Raw genomic sequence first — 15,424 nt, 5'->3', positions numbered from 1 at the left:
AGACCTGGCCGGCAGCTTTGAGTTTTGAGGGCGTGGCTGCGCCGGCCCAGCGACTCCACGGGCATCAGCGGTTGGTCGATGGGGCTCATGCCCCTGCGTTTGGTGATGTAGGCGCGCAGGCGCTCGAAGGTGGCGGAGGGGGGTGGCACTTGTGGAGGAGAAGCCCTGTCGCGATGCCATTCCCTCCATCACCCCCCTCGGCCAGACCTGGCAGGTTGCCTACGATGAATCCTCTGAAAGAAGCAGAGGCTGTGCGCACGTTCTCCGCCGTCATCGAGCGCTGTGCGGACACGGGACTGCTTGTGGGCTACGTCCCTGGCTTCCCTGGCGCCCACAGCCAGGGGGAGGCCCTCGACGAACTGCAGGCCAACCTCCAGGAGGTGATCGCCATGCTCCTCGAGGACGGCGAGCCGGCCCTCGAGAGCGACTTCGTGGGCCTGCAGCAGATCGTGGTGCCGGCCTGAACGTGGGCTCAACCCCCGTCCTCAAGTCTTCCGAGGTGGCGGACATCCTTCGGAGACTGGGCTTCGATGTGGTTCGTCAACGCGGCTCCCATCTGCAGTTTCGTGATGCTCGCGGACGCTGCACCACGAACCTCACGCTCGTTCCTTAGATGATGGTCTGCCCCCATGCAGCCCCCTCCCATCAGGACACACTGCCGCCATGGCGGCGACCGCACACCAAACCGCTGCCAGAGTGGGCGGGCTTACGGCATTCCATGCCATACCACGGTCCGCCCCTGGCCCCACTGGTCGACCTGACCCGCCTCCTGGAGGCCGGCCTGGGGGGCGATCCGGCGGCACCGGCGCTGCAGGATCTGGACCACAGCCTCAGCTGGGCCGAGCTCGACCGGCAGGCGGAGCAGCTGGCCCGGGCCTACCAGCGGCTGGGCCTGCAGCGGGGTGACCGGCTCGCCTCCCTGATCCCCAACCGGGTGGAGCTGGTCGTCCATTACCTGGCCGGCCTGCGCAGCGGCCTGGTGCTCACCCCCCTCAACTACCGCTATGTGCCCCCGGAGATCGACCATGCGCTGACGGTGAGCGGCGCCGCGGCCCTGGTGTTCCACGGCGAACGGCTGGCCGATGTGCAGGCCAGCGCCGTGGCGGGCCAGCTGCCCCGCGGCTGCCACCGCATTGACGATCCTTCCGGTTTCGAGCCCCTGCTCGCCGCGGCCCCCACCGCCGGCGACGATCCGCCCTGGCCTGTGCTGGCCGGCGATGAGCCCTCCTTCATTTATTTCACCTCCGGCAGCACCGGCCGGCCCAAGGGCGTGACCCACAGTCGGGCCAGCTTCGCCGCCGTGCTCACCTCCCTGATCCAGGCCAGCGAACTGCGGGCCGGGGAGGAGGTGCTGGCCGGCAGCTCCCTGGCCCACATCGCCTCTTCGGCCCTCGTCCTGGCGGCACTGGCCGCCGGCGCCTCCGCCGCGATCGCCAGCCGCATCGATGCAGCCACCGTGGAAACCCTGCTGCGGCGCCACCGGCCCTCGGTGCTGCTGATGCTGCCCGCCGCCCTGTTCGAGCTGGTGCGGGATGCACGGCTGCTGCCGACGGATCTGGGCTCGGTGCGTCTCTGCATCAGCGGCGGCGACAAGGTGCCCCATCAGCTGCAGGAGGAGTTCCGCCGGGCCGCCGGCTTCGGCATCGACGAATGCTTCGGCATGAGCGAGATCGGCTACACCACCCTGGCGCCCCCCTCCGGCCCGAACCGGATCGGCTCCGTCGGCCGGCTCTGCCCGGGGTTCAGCGCCAGCCTGCGTCACGAGGATGGCACCGAGGTGGCCCAAGGCGAGCAGGGACGCCTCTGGATTCAGGCGCCTTCGATGATGGTGGGCTACTGGGACAACCCCCAGGCCACCGCCGACACCATCCAGCAGGGCTGGCTCGACAGCGGCGATGAGATGCGGGTCGACGCCGACGGCTTCTTCTGGTTCTGCGGCCGCCGCAAGCAGATCATCGTCCACGACAGCTCCAACATCTGCCCCCAGGAGGTGGAGGAGGCGCTCTCTGAACATCCGGCCGTGGATCTGGTGGGGGTGATCGGCATCCAGGACCCGGTGCACGGCGAGAACGTGCGCGCTTACCTGACCCTCCGCCACGACCAGCCTGCCCCCAGCGAAGCCGAACTGATCGCCTTTGCCCGGGCCCGGGTGGGTTACAAGGCGCCGGAGGAGATCTGCGTGCTCGAGGAGCTGCCCCTCACCCCGGTGGGCAAGACCGACCGGCTGGCCCTGCGGCGGCTGGCGACGGATGGGCTGCATGACGGTTGAGGCCGCCCTGCTCGACTGGATCGGCAACCGCGGGCGCCGCTGCAGCGTCGGCGAGGTGGCCGCAGGCACCGGCCTGTCCCTGCAGGAGGTGGAGCCGGGGCTGCTGGCCCTGGTGGCCGACGTGTCCGGTCGCCTGCAGGTGGCCGAGGACGGCACCCTGCTGTTCGTCTTTCCTCCTGCGCTGCGGATGCGGCTGTTGGCCCTCAGCGGCCGCCGGCGCCTGCAGGCCCGGCTGCAGGCGTCCCTGCGCCTGGCCGCCCGCCTGATCCGGCTCAGTTTCGGGCTGGTGCTGGTGCTGGTCACCACCCTGGTGGTGGTCATCCTGTCGGTGCTGCTGATCGTGCGGCTGTTCACCAGCGACGACGCCGACGATGCCGGCCTGGCGTTGCTGCAGGGGCTCGCCCAGGTGCCCCTCTCCCTCCTGGATCTGCTCGCCTCCGGCCTCCGGGCCCCGGCGCGCCAGGGCTCCGCCTCCGTCTCGCCGCAGCAGCTGTGGAGCCTGCTCTGGGACCTGCCCGGTGAGGGCGCTGATCCGGCCTCCCTGGGCTTCCTGAGCGCCGTCTTCTCGATCCTGTTCGGCGATGGCGATCCCAATGCCCGCCTCGAGCCGCTGCGCTGGCGCCGCATTGCCGCCTTCCTGCGCCAGCGCGGTGGCGTGGTGATCGCCGAGGACCTCGCCCCGCTGCTCGATCTGCCCGACTGCCCCTCCGATCCCGACCGCCGCCGCGACCTCGCCGATGCCGCCATGCTGCCGGTGCTGCTGCGCTTCGACGGCCGCCCCGAGGTGAGTGAGGACGGGGACCTGATCTATGGCTTCCCCTCCCTGCCCGCCCGCGCCGCCGGCGTGGATGGGCCGGTGCCGCCCCTGCGCGAACGGGCCTTTCGCTTCAGCCGGGCCGGAGCCGGGCAAAGGATCGCCTATGGAATCGCTGTCGGGGCCCTGCTGGTGCTCTCGCCGTGGCTGCTGGCGATCTCCCCCGCCTGGCTGCCCCCGGTGGCCTGGCTGGCGCGATTCGCCATCGGCTACGCCCTGTTGCTGCTGCTCCTGCCCCTGGCCCGCCTGCCGCTGCAGTTCTGGCGCAACCGTGCCATCGCGGCCCGCAATCGTCGCCGCCAGGCCTGGGCCCGGGCGGCCCGCAACGCCGATCCCCAGCTGAAGCTCCGCCGTGCCGCCGCCCGCCGTCTGGGCGCCACGGAGGCCGGTCGGCCGGCGCCGCGGGTCGTGTACGACAGCGGCCGCGACCTGCTGGAGCAGACCATCGACGGCCTGGACCGGGGACCCCGGCCGACCGCCTGAGGCCCCATGCGGGTGCCACCACGGCGCAGACCAAGCCGCTGCAGGCGCGCTTCAGCCCAGATCGTTGATCAGCACGATGCGGTAGCGGGCTTTGCCGGAGCGCAGGTGATCGAGGGCTTCATTGACCCGCGACATCGGGAAGAACTCCGTGGTGGGGGCGATGCCGTGGCGGCAGCTGAACTGCAGCATCTTGTCGGTGGTGGATGGGCTGCCCAGGGGCGAGCCGGAGAGGCTCTTCTGCCCGAGGATCAGCGGGAAGGCGGCCAGGGCGATCGGTTCAGGGACGGCCCCCACGGTGTGCAGCCGGCCCTTGGGTTTGAGGGCGGCGATGTAGGTGTTCCAGTCGAGGTTGGCGTTGGTGGTGTTGAGGATGAAGTCGAAGCTGCTCGCCGCCTGGGCCAGTTCCTCGGCGTTGCGGGAGTTCAAGGTGCGATGGGCGCCCAGCTGAAGCGCTTCCTCCCGTTTCGAATCGCTGGTGGTGAAGGCGGTGACGTCGCATCCCCAGGCCCTCAGAAACTTCAGGGCCATGTGACCCAGCCCGCCGATCCCGATCACCGCCACGCTGTCGGTGGGTTGGATGCCGAGCTCCACGATCGGGTTGAAGACGGTGATGCCGCCGCAGAGCAGCGGGCCTGCCTTCTCGCTGTCGATCCCGTCCGGCAGGGGAGACACCCAGGTCCACGCGGCCCGCACCCGTGTGGCGAAGCCGCCGTGACGCCCGACGATGGTGGCCTCGGCTTTGAGGCAGAGGTTCTGGTTGCCGGAGAGGCATTGATCGCAGGCACCGCAACTGCCAGAGAACCAGCCGAGACCCACCCGGTCACCGATGCTCAGGCGCTTGGTGTGCTCCCCGAGGGCGACCACCCGCCCGATCACTTCGTGGCCGGGAACAAACGGATAGGCGGTCATGCCCCAGTCGTTGTCGAGCATGGAGAGATCGCTATGGCAGATGCCGCAGCTCTCGACGGCGATCTCCACCTCCTCGCTGCCCAAGGGGCCTGGGGTGTAGCTGAAGGGCTCAAGCGGTTGCCCGGCGCCGGGGGCGGCGAGGGCCTGGATCGGTGCGGTCATGGAATTTCCCGAGCGGCCCTGCCGAGCCTAGGAAGCCCTGTCCAGCCCATGTCCGCACCACCATGGCCCCTGCAGGCCGTCCGCCTGAGACAATCCACGCTCGCCTGTGCCCAGGGAAAGACATGAGCGTTCTCGGCAGAGAGGCGATCCTGCAGGCGATTGAAGCGGGCACGATCGGGGTCACGCCCTTCGCCCCCGAGCGGCTGGGCCCGGCCTCCCTCGACCTCACCCTGGCCCGCACCTTCCGCGTCTTCCGCAAGGTGCATGAGGTGATCGAGGTGGGCGAGAACACCGACTACAGGCAGCTCACCGAGAAGATCGAAGTACCCGAGGGCCGGCACATCCTGATCATGCCGGGCGAGACGGTGCTCGGGATCACCCAGGAGCGGCTGCGCCTCGGCCCCGGCCTCTGCGGCTGGCTGGAGGGCCGCAGCCGTTTCGCGCGGCTGGGCCTGATGGTGCATATCAGCGCCCCCTTCATGGGGCCGGGGATCGACAGCCAGCAGGTGCTGGAGATGAGCAACTTCGGCCCCGCTCCCCTGGCGGTGCATCCCGGCACGGCGATCTGCCAGTTCGTGTTCCAGAAGCTGCAGGGCATCGAGAGCTACACCGGCCGCTTCGCCGGCCAGACGGAAGATTCGTTCTGAGCCACCCACCGCCGCCTCGCCGCCGATGACCCGCTACGTCCCCACCGACGCCCAGCAGTGGCACCCGATCGATGTGCGGGGGGTGCCGATGCAGGCCTGCCGCCTCTGGGAAGGCGACCACAACGTGGAATCGGGCCTCTACCGGATGCCGCAGGGCCTGACGATTCCACGCCATCACCATGCCTGTTGGTGCCAGGTGTTCGTGGTGCAGGGTGCGATGCAGGTGCAGGCTCATGGCGAAGATCCCCACATCATCGATGCCGGTAGTTACTACTTCGTGGAGCCCGGCGACACCCACACGGAAACCGCCTTGGAAGACACCCTGCTGCTGGTGATCTGTGAGGAGGATCGGCCGCCGTTCCGCCGCCCGCCGTTACCCAGCCAGCCGTTACCCAGCCACCCGGACCCATGACAGCGCCCCGGGAGCCTCTCGATCAGAAAATCCCCAGTGTCTTCTTCTTGCAGTAGCCCGCCCCGATGTTCATCCAGCCCGAGAGACAGGGTTTGCCGTTGGTAGGCCGCACCTCGTAGTAGATCGGCGAGTTGCAGTGCTGCTTGAGGTCGTTCACATACCCCAACGGACATTCGTTGTACCCCGGCAGCTTGGGAATCCGCTTCTGGGCCAGCGCCGGGTCAGTGGTCAGCAACGGCAGGGCCATGAGCCCAGCGGCGAGGGCGAAGGGTGACTTCTGCATCGGGCGGCTCCTCACGTGTTCCGACCCTAGGAGTCGGTCGCTGGTGGCGCCGTGGGCCGGCCTTGCCCCCCTGCATCGGATCTGGGGCTCATCGGCCTCAGGGGCCGCTGGCCGGCGGTGCCTTCGTGACGACGGGCTCATAGCCGCGGGGCAGCAGGTTCCAGTCGGCGTTGAAGACATGCACCCGGCGGGTGGCCTTGCCTTGGGCTTCGAACGGCAGACCGGCATGGGCCCAGGCCAGGGCGCTGCCCGCCAGGTTGCGCACCTCGAAGCCCCGGCCCCTGAGCTCACGGGTGTAGAGGCCGCTGCGCAGGCCGATGGTGCAGTACGGAACCACCAGCCAGCTGCGGTAGCGGGCGCTGTTGCGCTCGAAGTCGTCCTTGGCGATCGCACCCGGCAGCATCGAGACGCGCCGTTCGTGCGGTTCGCGCACATCGACCAGCACCGCCGGCCGGTCCTTGGGCCGCGCCAGCCAATCGGCCACGGAGATCTCCGGCTGGCCGGGAAACAGCAGACGCTTCAGGCCCCCGTAGCGGCGCCCCACCTCGCCCGCCAGCACGCTGTCGGAGGCGCCCTGGGCTGGCCCACCGCGGCCCACGCCAATCCCGTGCAGCGCCAGCCCGACCCCGACGGCGGCCATGGCGGCGACGCTCGTGGCGGCGAGGACCACGCGCCCCCGCCGGCGCCGGCCCGGGGCCGTCATGGCGGGGGGATCTCCTGGCTCCGGCCGTTCCATGGATCCAGCCTGGCGCGGGGGCGGCCACGGCGGCGGTGCCCCCATGCCCTGTCTCTTCGCCCCGGACCCCCAGACTGACCGTCACGACCTGCCCAGCGCGCAGGCACCCCAGCAACCCCATGTCCCCCCATGTCCTGCCGCCGATCGCCGGCCGTGAAGCCGAGATCCTGGCCCTGGTGCAGCAGAGCGGGCCCGTGGCGCTGCCCCACAGCAACCTGCAGCTCGAGGCGATCACCTCGGCCTTCGCCTGTGCGCTGCACATGCACCAGCCCACGATTCCCGCCGGGGCGGACGGTGCGCTGATCTCGCACCTGCAGTACATGCTCGAGCACCCCGGCGAGGGCGATAACCACAACGCCGAACCCTTTGCCCACTGCTATCGGCGCCTGGCCGACCTCCTCCCTGCGCTGATCGCCGAGGGCGCCAACCCGCGGATCATGCTGGATTACTCCGGCAATCTGCTCTGGGGGTTCCAGCAGATGGGCCGAGCCGACATCCTCGAGGCGCTCAGGTTCCTGGCCTGTGATCCCACCGTCGTGCCCCATGTGGAGTGGCTCGGCACGTTCTGGAGCCATGCCGTCGCCCCCTCCACGCCGATCCCCGACCTCAAGCTGCAGATCCTGGCCTGGCAGCACCACTTCGCGGCCCTCTTCGGCAGCGAGGCCCTGCAGCGGGTCAAGGGCTTCTCCCCCCCGGAGATGCACCTGCCCAACCATCCCGACACGCTCTACGCCTTCGTGAGCGCCCTGCGCGACGGCGGCTACCGCTGGCTGCTGGTGCAGGAGCACAGCGTCGAGAACCCCGACGGCAGCAGCCTCAGCCGGGAGCAGACGCTCCTCCCCAACCGGCTGGTGGCCCGCAGCTCCAGCGGCGAGGAGGTGTCGATCACGGCGCTGATCAAGACCCAGGGCTCCGACACCAAGCTGGTGGGCCAGATGCAGCCCTGCTACGAGGCCCTGGGGCTGGGCCGGCTCCCCCTGGGCGGCACATCGGTGCCGGCGCTGGTGGCCCAGATCGCCGACGGGGAGAACGGCGGCGTGATGATGAACGAGTTCCCGCCCGCCTTCCTCCAGGCCCACCGCCGCCTGGCGGCCCAGGATGGTACCGGCACGGTGGCGATCAACGGCAGCGAGTACCTCGAACTGCTCGAAGCGGCCGGGGTGGGCGACGCGGCCTTCCCGGTGATCCAGGCGGTAGGCCAGCACCGGCTGTGGCAGCGCGTCGGCGGCAGCCCCACCCCTCAGGCCGTGGAGGCGGCCATCACCGAGCTCCAGGCGGGCGACCCCTCCTTCTCGATGGCCGGCGCCTCCTGGACCAACGACCTCAGCTGGGTGGAGGGCTACGCCAACGTGCTGGAGCCGATGAACCAGCTCAGCGCCCGCTTCCACCAGGTGTTCGATCCCCTGGTGGCCGAGGATCCCGCCGTGACCCGGAGCGAGCCCTACCAGGAGGCCCTGCTCCACCTGCTGCTGCTGGAAACCAGCTGCTTCCGCTACTGGGGCCAGGGCTCCTGGACCGACTACGCCCGCGAGATCCACCGGCGCGGCGACGCGGCGATCGCCAGGGGCGCCTCAGCCCTGGGCGCCCTCGCCTGAATCCCCTTCCGGGAGCGGAGCCACTTCGGGGAAGTACCTGGCCATGCAGGCATTGCAGACGCCGTGGGAGAACTCGACGTTGTCGTGGCTCTTGATGAAGGACTCCACGGTCTGCCAGTAGCCCTGGTCGTTGCGGATGCCCTTGCAGTAGGAGCAGATCGGAATCAGAGTCTCCATCACCTCGATGCGCTGCAGGGCCGCGGCCAGCTGGTCGGAGATCCGTTTCAGTTCCAGCTGCAGCACCACCTGGTGGGCCAGGGTTTCGAGGGAGCGGATCTGCAGGTCGCTGAGCTCCCGGGGCCGTTGATCGATGACGCACAGCGTGCCGATCTTGGCCCCCGACGGCGTGCACAGGGGCACCCCCAGGTAGAAGACGATGTTGGGTTCGCTGCAGACCAGCGGATTGTCCCGGAAGCGTTCATCCACCCGGGCATCCCTGACCACGAGGGTCTGGTCGCCAAGGATCGCGTGGGCACAGAAGGACACATCCCGGCTCGTCTCGCTGGCCGCCAGACCCACCCGGGACTTGAACCACTGACGATCCGCATCCACCAGGCTGATCAGGGCGATCGGCACGTCGCAGAGCTGGGCGGCCAGGAAGGTGATGGCGTCGTATGACGGCTCGCTCTCCGTATCCAGGATGCGGTAATCGTTCAGGGCCTCCAGCCGTGCCGCCTCGCGGGGAGCCACGTTCGCGCGCATGGAGATCCCTACACCTGCCCAAACGTAGGCAAGGCCTTTCGGGGGCCTGAGGGGGGTTCACATCTCCTTACCCCCCCGGACGCTGTACACCCGGCCGCAACCGACAGGGGTTGCGACCGGGTAGACAAGGACAGTGCCGCGCGCTGAGGACTCCTGGCTGGCCCGCTCTCCCGTGTGTTCGGCGGCTTCCCGTGGTCTGAACGCCCCAGCGGCGATCCCGGCGCCGGATGGAGCCGCCAGCGGATTCGCCGCGAGAGCGTGCTGCTGGCCGCCACGATCTGCGCCGTCGCGGGGGTGGCCCTCAGCGCCAACTACTGGAGCGCCACCCGACTCCTGCGTAACCAGGTGCGCGACAACCTCCACAACCTGGTGAGCATCGCCGCCAGCGAAATGGATCCCACCCTCGTCTCGGCCATCACCAGGCCGGAGCAGACGGGAAATGCGGACTATCGCCGTGCCACCGCACCCCTGCTGAAGCTCCGCAGGCTGGTGCCTGACATCTTCTACGCCTACGTCTTCATCGCCACGCCGGACGGGCTCCGCTTCACGCTCGACAGCACCTACTACGTCCAGAACCCCGGGGCCCCCGCCAGCGCCGTCAGCGTCGGCGACCTCTACGTCGATCCCTCCGTCGATGCCCTGCGCGCCGCCCGCACCGGCACGGTCACCGTCAGCACCAGGCCCTACACCGATCACTTCGGCACCTTCATGAGCGGCTTCGCCCCCATCCGCGACCGCGATGGGGCGCTGGTGGGTTTCGTCGGGATCGACATCTCGCTGGCCCAGCTGCGACGCAAGGAGTTGCCCCTGCAGTTCACCTATCTGCTGGGCCTGGTCGGCAGTGCCGGGTTTTCGGTGCTGGCGGCCAACTTCCATCGCCGCTCCCTCAAGGCCCGTGCCAGGGCCTTCCAGGCCATGGCCTCCGCCGAACGGGCCAAGAGCACCTTCCTGGCCACCCTCAGCCACGAGATCCGCACCCCGCTCAACGGGGTCATCGGCATGACCGGGCTGGTGCTGGCCACGGAGCTCTCGCCCCAGCAGCGGGAGTGCCTCGACATCGTCCACAGCTCGGGCGAGTCCCTGCTCACCCTGCTCAACGGCATCCTCGACTTCACCAAGATCGAGTCCGGCCATCTGGAGCTGGAGCTGGCCCCCTGCCGGCTGCGTCCCCTGCTGGAGGAGACCATCGCCGCCTGCGCCAGCCTCGCCCGGGTCAAGGCGATCGACCTGACCCTGGTGATGCCCCCGGAGCTGCCTGAGGCGATCGTCACCGATGCCATCCGCCTGCGCCAGATCCTGCTCAACCTGATCGGCAACGCCATCAAGTTCACCGATGCCGGCAGCGTCGCGGTCTCGTTGGTGGCCGGCGCTCCGGTGGCGGCCGGGGCGAACCATCCGGAGAACGCAACGATCCTTTTGGCGTTCGCCGTCGCCGACACCGGTGTCGGCATCGCCGCTGACCAGCTGGAGCGCCTGTTCCAGCCCTTCTCCCAGCTGGGCACCTCCGCCAACACCCCCAAGGCCGGCACCGGGCTGGGGCTGGCCATCAGCCGGCAGCTCGTCGAGGCCCTCGGCGGCACCATCGAGGTGGAGAGCGCCCCCGGCCGTGGCAGCGTGTTTCGCTTCCGCTTGCCGGTGCAGGTGGTGGAATCCCCTGCCGCCGCCGCTCCCGCCGCTTCTGGGGCGGCCTCCTCCGCTGCGGCGCTGCCGCCGCCCGCCGACCAGTTCGCGGCGCACCATCCCCTGCGCATCCTGCTGGTGGACGACAGCGCCGTGAACCGGCGGCTCTGCGAGCTGATGCTGCGGAGCCTCGGCTACGAGCCCGAGTCCGCCGTCGACGGCCAGGAGGCGCTGGAGCGTCAGCGGCACCTCGAGCCGGACCTGATCCTGATGGATGTGCAGATGCCCCGGCTCGATGGGCTGGAGGCCACCCGCCGCATCCGCTCTTGCGGCGGTCGGGCCGACCGGCCCTGGATCGTGGCGCTCACCGCCTTCACCACCGCCGAGGACCGGGAAGCGGCCCTGCAGGCGGGCATGAACGACGTCCTCGCCAAGCCGCTCCGGAGCGAGGCCCTCCTGGCCAGCCTTGTCACCGCCCACGCCCATGCGGGCGGCCAGCGGCCCCCTGCCTAGGCGGCCTGCCTCAGGGCAGGGTGAAACCGGAGGTGTTCAGGTGCTTGAGGTCGAGCATGACCACCGTGACCCAGACCAGCAGGGCCAGGCCCGCGAGGGAGCCGATCACCAGCAGCAGGCCGACGATCACCGACCGGGGGTTATCGCTGTCGTTGGCCACGGGCAGGGGGTGAGCTGGGGCCACTGTCCCACGGCCCGGCCGCCTCAGGCGGTCGCCTCGGCTGTTTCACCGGCGTCGGCCAGCACCAGCCGCAGCAGCACCGGTGCCAGGAAGGTGGTGCCCATCACCATCAGCAGGATCGCCGCCTCCAGCGACGGCCCCAGCACCCCGGTCTGGGTGCCCAGCCCCAGAAAGATCAGGCCCACCTCGCCCCGCGGCATCATTCCCAGCCCCACCGCCAGCCGGTTGGTGGGCCCGCTGCTGAGGTAGCTCCAGCCGGCCGCCACCTTGCTGACCACGGCGGCCGCCAGCAGGAAGCCCGCCATCACCAGCCCCTCGTGGTTGGCCGCATCGAAGGGGTTGAGCACCGAGAGGTCCATGCCGCTGCCGATCAGCACGAAGAACACCGTGGCGAACAGGGCCACCAGGGGCTTCACCGCCTCCTCGATCGCGTGCCGGTGGCGGGAGCCGCTGAGGATCAGGCCGCCGGCGAAGGCCCCCAGAGCCGCCTCCAGCCCGAAGGCCTGGGCCGCGAAGCAGGACAGCGACAGCACCAGGAAGGCCGCCACCACCACCTCGCCCGGGGCCCTGAGGCGATCGAGCAGCCAGTCGAAGGGGGGCGCGGCGGTGCGGCTCAGGAACAGGGCCACCACCACGAACACCGCGGCCGCGGCGATCAGCTTCAGGATCGGGCCGAGGCTGAAGCCTTCGCCGCCGGCCAGGGCCACCACCACCGCCAGGATGACGATGCCGAGGATGTCGTCCAGCACGGCGGCCCCGATCACCGTCTGCCCCTCCCGGGTGCGCAGGAACTTCAGCTCCCCCAGCACGCTGGCGGTGATGCCGATGCTGGTGGCGGTCATGGCGGCACCGGCGAAGATCGCCGGCAGCAGCGGCACGCCGAACAGAAACTGCAGGCCGAAGGTGCCCAGGGCGAAAGGCAGGACCACACCGGTGAGGGCCACCGTGATCGCCTGGCCCCCCACCGCCATCAGCTCGTCGAGTTCGCTCTCCAGGCCGGTGAGGAACAGCAGGGCCAGCAGGCCGATCTTCGCCACCGCCTGCAGATTGCTGAAGCCGTGGTCGTAGATCGCCTGCACCTGGTCGGGGCCCACGTGGGCGAGGGCAGCGATGGTGCCCTCGGCAAGGGCGTTGAGCTGGCCCCCCAGCTCCGGCGCCAGGATCAGGTGCAGCCCCGACACGCCGATCAGCACCCCCGCCACCAGCTCGCCGAGGATGGCCGGCAGGCGGAAGCGCACCATCAGCTCCGCCAGGGCCCGGGCGGCGAACAGGATGACGATGAAGCGGCCCACCTCGATCAGGGTCTCGGCCGCCTCGATCTGGTGGCCCCCGGTGGCAAGCAGCAGGGAGGACATGTCCATGGCGGGCCGGGTGGGGCGATGGGCCAAATCCTTTCACTCCCTCGACGGGATCGCACCCCGGATCAGCGGACCGGGATGACGGGAGCGGAACGGGGGCCCGGATCGGTGGCCGCCGCGGGCGGTGGTGGCCGGTCCCGGCAGACTGAAGGGCCAGCCGTCTGTGCCGCCCGCCTCGATGGCCAGGTTCAACCGCCCCCCACGGCCGTCCCCCGGCGGGCCGCCGGTCCCCCTGGGGGTTGTGGTCGCCATCGGCCTGCTCCTGGCCGGCGTGCCGATGCTGCTGCTGAACCAGCAGCACTCCGGCGATCCGCTCAAGATCCGCCGCGAACTGCGCAAGTTCTGAGCCCGCCGCCCCGTGACCCACCCCCGCCGCCGCCGCTGGTTCCTGCTCCTGCTGGGGGGGCTGCTCGCCACCGTCCTGCTGGCCACCGCTGCCGCCATGGCCGGCGGGGCCCAGCCCGCCGATCCGCTGCCCTCCTGGAATCCGGGGGCGGCCCGGGACGGCATCGTCCGCTTCGTGCGCCAGACCACGGACCCCGCCAGCCCCCGCTTCGTGCCGCCCGGGGAGCGCATCGCCACCTTCGATCAGGACGGCACCCTCTGGGTGGAGCAGCCGGTCTACCCACAGGTGCGCTTCATCCTGGAGAAGGTGCCCGGGGCGGTGGCCACCCGGGAGGACCTGGAGCGGCTGGCCGCCACCGCCCTCAGCGGCATGCCCCTGGAAACCTTCAAGGCCGATGTGCGCCAGTGGCTGGCCACGGCCCGCCATCCCCGCTGGCAGCGCCCCTACACCGAACTCACCTACCAGCCGATGCAGGAGTTGCTCCGCTACCTGCGGGCCAACGGCTACAAGACCTACATCGTCACCGGCGGTGGCCAGGACTTCGTGCGGGTCTACGCCGAGGAGGTGTATGGCATCCCACCGGAGCAGGTGATCGGCAGCGCCGGCGCCACCCGTTATGGCTATGACAGCCAGGGCCGGCCCTTCCTGACCAAGGAGCCCCGGCTGCTGCTCAACGACAACGACGCCGGCAAGCCGGAGGGCATCCAGCTGATGATCGGCCGGCGGCCCGTGGCCGCCTTCGGCAACTCCACCGGCGACCGGCAGATGCTGGAGTACACCAAGACCGGTGATGGCGCGCGGCTGTCGATGCTGGTGCTGCACGATGACGCCCGCCGCGAGTATGCCTACGGCCCGGCCCTGGGGCTGCCGGACACCCGGGTGGGCCGGTTCACCCAGGAACTTCACGACGAAGCCCGCCGGCAGGGCTGGATCGTGATCAGCATGAAGAACGATTGGAGGCGCCTGTTCGCCTTTGAGCCTTGAAGGCTGCCCCGCCCGCGGTGGCCGGCTTCGGGCGATGGCCTCATGCGCCCCATGCGTTCTAGGGTCGCTGTCTCTTCATCCTTCACCATGAAAGTCCTGGCCTTCTCCCTGCTGGGCGCTTCGCTCGTCTTCGCTGTCGGCCCGGCGGCCCAGGCCCAGCAGCGCTGCACCTTCCTGCAGCCAATTGGTGGCGATGGCACCACCCCGATCGTCTCCAAGCGGGTCGGGGCCGCCAAGCTGATCGGCAAGGAGAACTGGAACACCGACTTCATCGTCAACCAGCCTTACAGCAGCTTCAAGTTCTTCTTCACGGCCAACTCCTCCGACGCCAATGCCAAATATCCGGTGAGTGGCTTCATGAAGTTCAGCGATGGCAGCAATCTGCAGGTGATCAACGAAGTCATGAACCCGCCGATGGGCACCGGTCGCATGTTCGGCCCCTTCCCCGCCATTCCGGGCAAGCAGGCCAGCCAGATGAACTTCAAGGTGGGAGCCAGCAGCGATCCCGGCGCTTTGGGCTTCAGCTACCGGATCTCGGTCCAGGGCTGCCAGTAGGCCCACGCCGATGCTGCTGCCCCTGCTGCTGGCCCTCTCACCGGCACCCGGTCCGGTGATCAGCAACGGCCCCGTGGTCGCCGTGCTGGAGAACCGTCGCCAGCCCAAGCCCGATGGCATGGATGAGGTCCAGCCCGTGGCCACCGTGCGGGTGGAGGGGAAGGTGGTCGGTCAGCTGGTGGGGGCGCTTCGGATCGGCCCCGGCAGCATCGATGCGGTGCTGCAGGTGGTGGAGATGGATCCGTCCAATCCCTACCCGGAGGTGCTGCTCTCCTCGTTCACGGGCGGCGCCCACTGCTGCAACGACACCCGGGTGCTCACCAGCAGCCCCGACGGCCGTCGCTGGTTCGCGGTGCGCCGCGACCCGGTGAACGGTGGGCCCAACGGTGCCAGCGATCCGCTGGGCAACGGCCGCTACCTGCTGGTGGACGTGGACAACCGCTTCCTCTACCAGTTCGCCAGCTACGCCGGCAGCAGCGCCCCCAGCCAGATCTGGCAGCTGGACGGTTCCCGCTTCCTCGACATCAGCCACCAGCGGGCGATGTTGCCGCTGCACCGGCGCCGGCTCCAGGAGATGGAGGGCTGGCTCCAGCAGCCCGCCGATCAACGCACCGAAGCCAACGGCTTCCTGGCGGCCTGGGTGGCCACAAAGGCGCTGGTGGGGGAGTTCGACACAGGCTGGAAGCGGATGCTGGGCCTCTACGACCGGCGCTCCGACTGGGGGCTGACCTCCTGTGAGGCGGGCTACAACGCCAAGGGCGACTGCCGGCGGCCGGAGAAGCGCTATGCCAGCTATCCCGACGCGCTGCGGGCTTTCCTGCGCCGCACCGGTTACCTGCCGGCGGCGCCCTGAAT

General features: G+C 69.8%; 18 protein-coding genes. 12 read left to right on the top strand and 6 right to left on the bottom strand.

Translation table 11 applies throughout. The features are described 5' to 3' along the window. Positions 1 to 251 precede the first annotated feature (251 nt). From CYAGR_RS08195 to CYAGR_RS08185, 4 genes are all read left to right on the top strand, one after another. The gene (locus tag CYAGR_RS08195) at positions 252 to 464 is read left to right on the top strand and encodes a type II toxin-antitoxin system HicB family antitoxin (RefSeq protein WP_043326863.1); all 213 of its coding nucleotides are present in this window, start codon (positions 252 to 254) and stop codon (positions 462 to 464) included. 2 nt (positions 465 to 466) lie between these two features. Further along, positions 467 to 613: a type II toxin-antitoxin system HicA family toxin gene (locus tag CYAGR_RS19115; RefSeq protein ID WP_342662051.1), complete on the top strand. Its 147-nt coding sequence runs from the start codon at positions 467 to 469 to the stop codon at positions 611 to 613. A 105-nt stretch (positions 614 to 718) separates the two neighbouring features. Beyond that, complete coding sequence (locus CYAGR_RS08190) at positions 719 to 2,269, top strand: class I adenylate-forming enzyme family protein (protein WP_015109334.1); 1,551 nt, start codon at positions 719 to 721, stop codon at positions 2,267 to 2,269. Continuing rightward, positions 2,259 to 3,566 carry a hypothetical protein gene (locus CYAGR_RS08185; protein WP_015109333.1) on the top strand — a complete coding sequence of 436 codons (1,308 nt, stop codon included), beginning with the start codon at positions 2,259 to 2,261 and terminating at the stop codon, positions 3,564 to 3,566. Before CYAGR_RS08190 ends, CYAGR_RS08185 begins: the two co-directional genes overlap by 11 nt. A gap of 51 nt (positions 3,567 to 3,617) precedes the next feature. Here CYAGR_RS08185 and ahr read toward each other — a convergent pair whose 3' ends face one another. Then, positions 3,618 to 4,637, bottom strand: a complete 1,020-nt coding sequence (ahr, locus tag CYAGR_RS08180; protein ID WP_015109332.1) for an NADPH-dependent aldehyde reductase Ahr — start codon at positions 4,635 to 4,637, stop codon at positions 3,618 to 3,620. 122 nt (positions 4,638 to 4,759) lie between these two features. Here ahr and dcd point away from each other — a divergent pair, with 122 nt between their 5' ends. Together dcd and CYAGR_RS08170 are read left to right on the top strand one after the other, a co-directional pair. Further along, positions 4,760 to 5,284, top strand: coding sequence for a dCTP deaminase (dcd, locus tag CYAGR_RS08175; RefSeq protein WP_015109331.1), 525 nt, complete (start codon positions 4,760 to 4,762; stop codon positions 5,282 to 5,284). A gap of 25 nt (positions 5,285 to 5,309) precedes the next feature. After that, positions 5,310 to 5,696 carry a cupin domain-containing protein gene (locus CYAGR_RS08170; protein ID WP_015109330.1) on the top strand — a complete coding sequence of 129 codons (387 nt, stop codon included), beginning with the start codon at positions 5,310 to 5,312 and terminating at the stop codon, positions 5,694 to 5,696. A gap of 22 nt (positions 5,697 to 5,718) precedes the next feature. Here the strand turns inward: CYAGR_RS08170 and CYAGR_RS08165 are convergent, their stop codons facing one another. After that, on the bottom strand, positions 5,719 to 5,979 hold the full coding sequence (locus CYAGR_RS08165; protein WP_015109329.1) for a hypothetical protein: 261 nt from the start codon (positions 5,977 to 5,979) through the stop codon (positions 5,719 to 5,721). Between the two features lie 97 nt (positions 5,980 to 6,076). Continuing rightward, positions 6,077 to 6,682 carry a rhodanese-like domain-containing protein gene (locus tag CYAGR_RS08160; RefSeq protein WP_015109328.1) on the bottom strand — a complete coding sequence of 202 codons (606 nt, stop codon included), beginning with the start codon at positions 6,680 to 6,682 and terminating at the stop codon, positions 6,077 to 6,079. A gap of 152 nt (positions 6,683 to 6,834) precedes the next feature. On the opposite strand from CYAGR_RS08160, the gene CYAGR_RS08155 reads away from it, so the two are divergent. Continuing rightward, complete coding sequence (locus CYAGR_RS08155; protein ID WP_015109327.1) at positions 6,835 to 8,310, top strand: polysaccharide deacetylase family protein; 1,476 nt, start codon at positions 6,835 to 6,837, stop codon at positions 8,308 to 8,310. Here CYAGR_RS08155 and CYAGR_RS08150 read toward each other — a convergent pair. After that, complete coding sequence (locus CYAGR_RS08150) at positions 8,287 to 9,012, bottom strand: GAF domain-containing protein (protein WP_015109326.1); 726 nt, start codon at positions 9,010 to 9,012, stop codon at positions 8,287 to 8,289. The two genes, CYAGR_RS08155 and CYAGR_RS08150, sit on opposite strands and share 24 nt — an antisense overlap. 174 nt (positions 9,013 to 9,186) lie before the next feature. Here CYAGR_RS08150 and CYAGR_RS19395 point away from each other — a divergent pair, with 174 nt between their 5' ends. Further along, the gene (locus CYAGR_RS19395) at positions 9,187 to 11,145 is read left to right on the top strand and encodes an ATP-binding protein (protein WP_015109325.1); all 1,959 of its coding nucleotides are present in this window, start codon (positions 9,187 to 9,189) and stop codon (positions 11,143 to 11,145) included. A 10-nt stretch (positions 11,146 to 11,155) separates the two neighbouring features. Here CYAGR_RS19395 and CYAGR_RS18275 read toward each other — a convergent pair whose 3' ends face one another. Continuing rightward, entirely contained in the window at positions 11,156 to 11,305 is a 150-nt protein-coding gene (locus CYAGR_RS18275) for a hypothetical protein (RefSeq protein WP_015109324.1), read from the bottom strand. 44 nt (positions 11,306 to 11,349) lie between these two features. Beyond that, on the bottom strand, positions 11,350 to 12,687 hold the full coding sequence (locus CYAGR_RS08140; RefSeq protein WP_015109323.1) for a cation:proton antiporter: 1,338 nt from the start codon (positions 12,685 to 12,687) through the stop codon (positions 11,350 to 11,352). A gap of 175 nt (positions 12,688 to 12,862) precedes the next feature. On the opposite strand from CYAGR_RS08140, the gene CYAGR_RS08135 reads away from it, so the two are divergent. The 4 genes from CYAGR_RS08135 to CYAGR_RS08120 all read left to right on the top strand — a co-directional run bounded on the left by CYAGR_RS08135 (position 12,863) and on the right by CYAGR_RS08120 (position 15,422). After that, positions 12,863 to 13,030, top strand: coding sequence for a hypothetical protein (locus tag CYAGR_RS08135; protein WP_015109322.1), 168 nt, complete (start codon positions 12,863 to 12,865; stop codon positions 13,028 to 13,030). Positions 13,031 to 13,042: 12 nt separating this feature from the next. After that, positions 13,043 to 14,014 (top strand): HAD family hydrolase, encoded by a 972-nt coding sequence (locus CYAGR_RS08130; RefSeq protein ID WP_015109321.1) that lies wholly within the window; start codon positions 13,043 to 13,045, stop codon positions 14,012 to 14,014. Positions 14,015 to 14,101: 87 nt separating this feature from the next. Next, a complete protein-coding gene (locus CYAGR_RS08125) occupies positions 14,102 to 14,569 on the top strand; it encodes a hypothetical protein (RefSeq protein ID WP_015109320.1) in 468 nt (155 codons plus the stop codon). Positions 14,570 to 14,579: 10 nt separating this feature from the next. Further along, positions 14,580 to 15,422 carry a hypothetical protein gene (locus CYAGR_RS08120; RefSeq protein ID WP_015109319.1) on the top strand — a complete coding sequence of 281 codons (843 nt, stop codon included), beginning with the start codon at positions 14,580 to 14,582 and terminating at the stop codon, positions 15,420 to 15,422. The last annotated feature ends 2 nt before the right edge of the window (positions 15,423 to 15,424 follow it).

This window comes from Cyanobium gracile PCC 6307, from assembly GCF_000316515.1.
Lineage (GTDB): Bacteria > Cyanobacteriota > Cyanobacteriia > PCC-6307 > Cyanobiaceae > Cyanobium > Cyanobium gracile.
This window is presented reverse-complemented; position numbering and strand designations above follow the sequence as displayed.

Coding starts and splice junctions, on each gene's coding strand:
- CYAGR_RS08190 (WP_015109334.1), top strand. CDS start 719: ATGCCATACCACGGTCCGCCCCTGGCCCCACTGGTCGACCTGACCCGC.
- CYAGR_RS08185 (WP_015109333.1), top strand. CDS start 2,259: ATGACGGTTGAGGCCGCCCTGCTCGACTGGATCGGCAACCGCGGGCGC.
- ahr (WP_015109332.1), bottom strand. CDS start 4,637: ATGACCGCACCGATCCAGGCCCTCGCCGCCCCCGGCGCCGGGCAACCG.
- dcd (WP_015109331.1), top strand. CDS start 4,760: ATGAGCGTTCTCGGCAGAGAGGCGATCCTGCAGGCGATTGAAGCGGGC.
- CYAGR_RS08170 (WP_015109330.1), top strand. CDS start 5,310: ATGACCCGCTACGTCCCCACCGACGCCCAGCAGTGGCACCCGATCGAT.
- CYAGR_RS08165 (WP_015109329.1), bottom strand. CDS start 5,979: ATGCAGAAGTCACCCTTCGCCCTCGCCGCTGGGCTCATGGCCCTGCCG.
- CYAGR_RS08160 (WP_015109328.1), bottom strand. CDS start 6,682: ATGACGGCCCCGGGCCGGCGCCGGCGGGGGCGCGTGGTCCTCGCCGCC.
- CYAGR_RS08155 (WP_015109327.1), top strand. CDS start 6,835: ATGTCCCCCCATGTCCTGCCGCCGATCGCCGGCCGTGAAGCCGAGATC.
- CYAGR_RS08150 (WP_015109326.1), bottom strand. CDS start 9,012: ATGCGCGCGAACGTGGCTCCCCGCGAGGCGGCACGGCTGGAGGCCCTG.
- CYAGR_RS08140 (WP_015109323.1), bottom strand. CDS start 12,687: ATGGACATGTCCTCCCTGCTGCTTGCCACCGGGGGCCACCAGATCGAG.
- CYAGR_RS08135 (WP_015109322.1), top strand. CDS start 12,863: ATGGCCAGGTTCAACCGCCCCCCACGGCCGTCCCCCGGCGGGCCGCCG.
- CYAGR_RS08125 (WP_015109320.1), top strand. CDS start 14,102: ATGAAAGTCCTGGCCTTCTCCCTGCTGGGCGCTTCGCTCGTCTTCGCT.
- CYAGR_RS08120 (WP_015109319.1), top strand. CDS start 14,580: ATGCTGCTGCCCCTGCTGCTGGCCCTCTCACCGGCACCCGGTCCGGTG.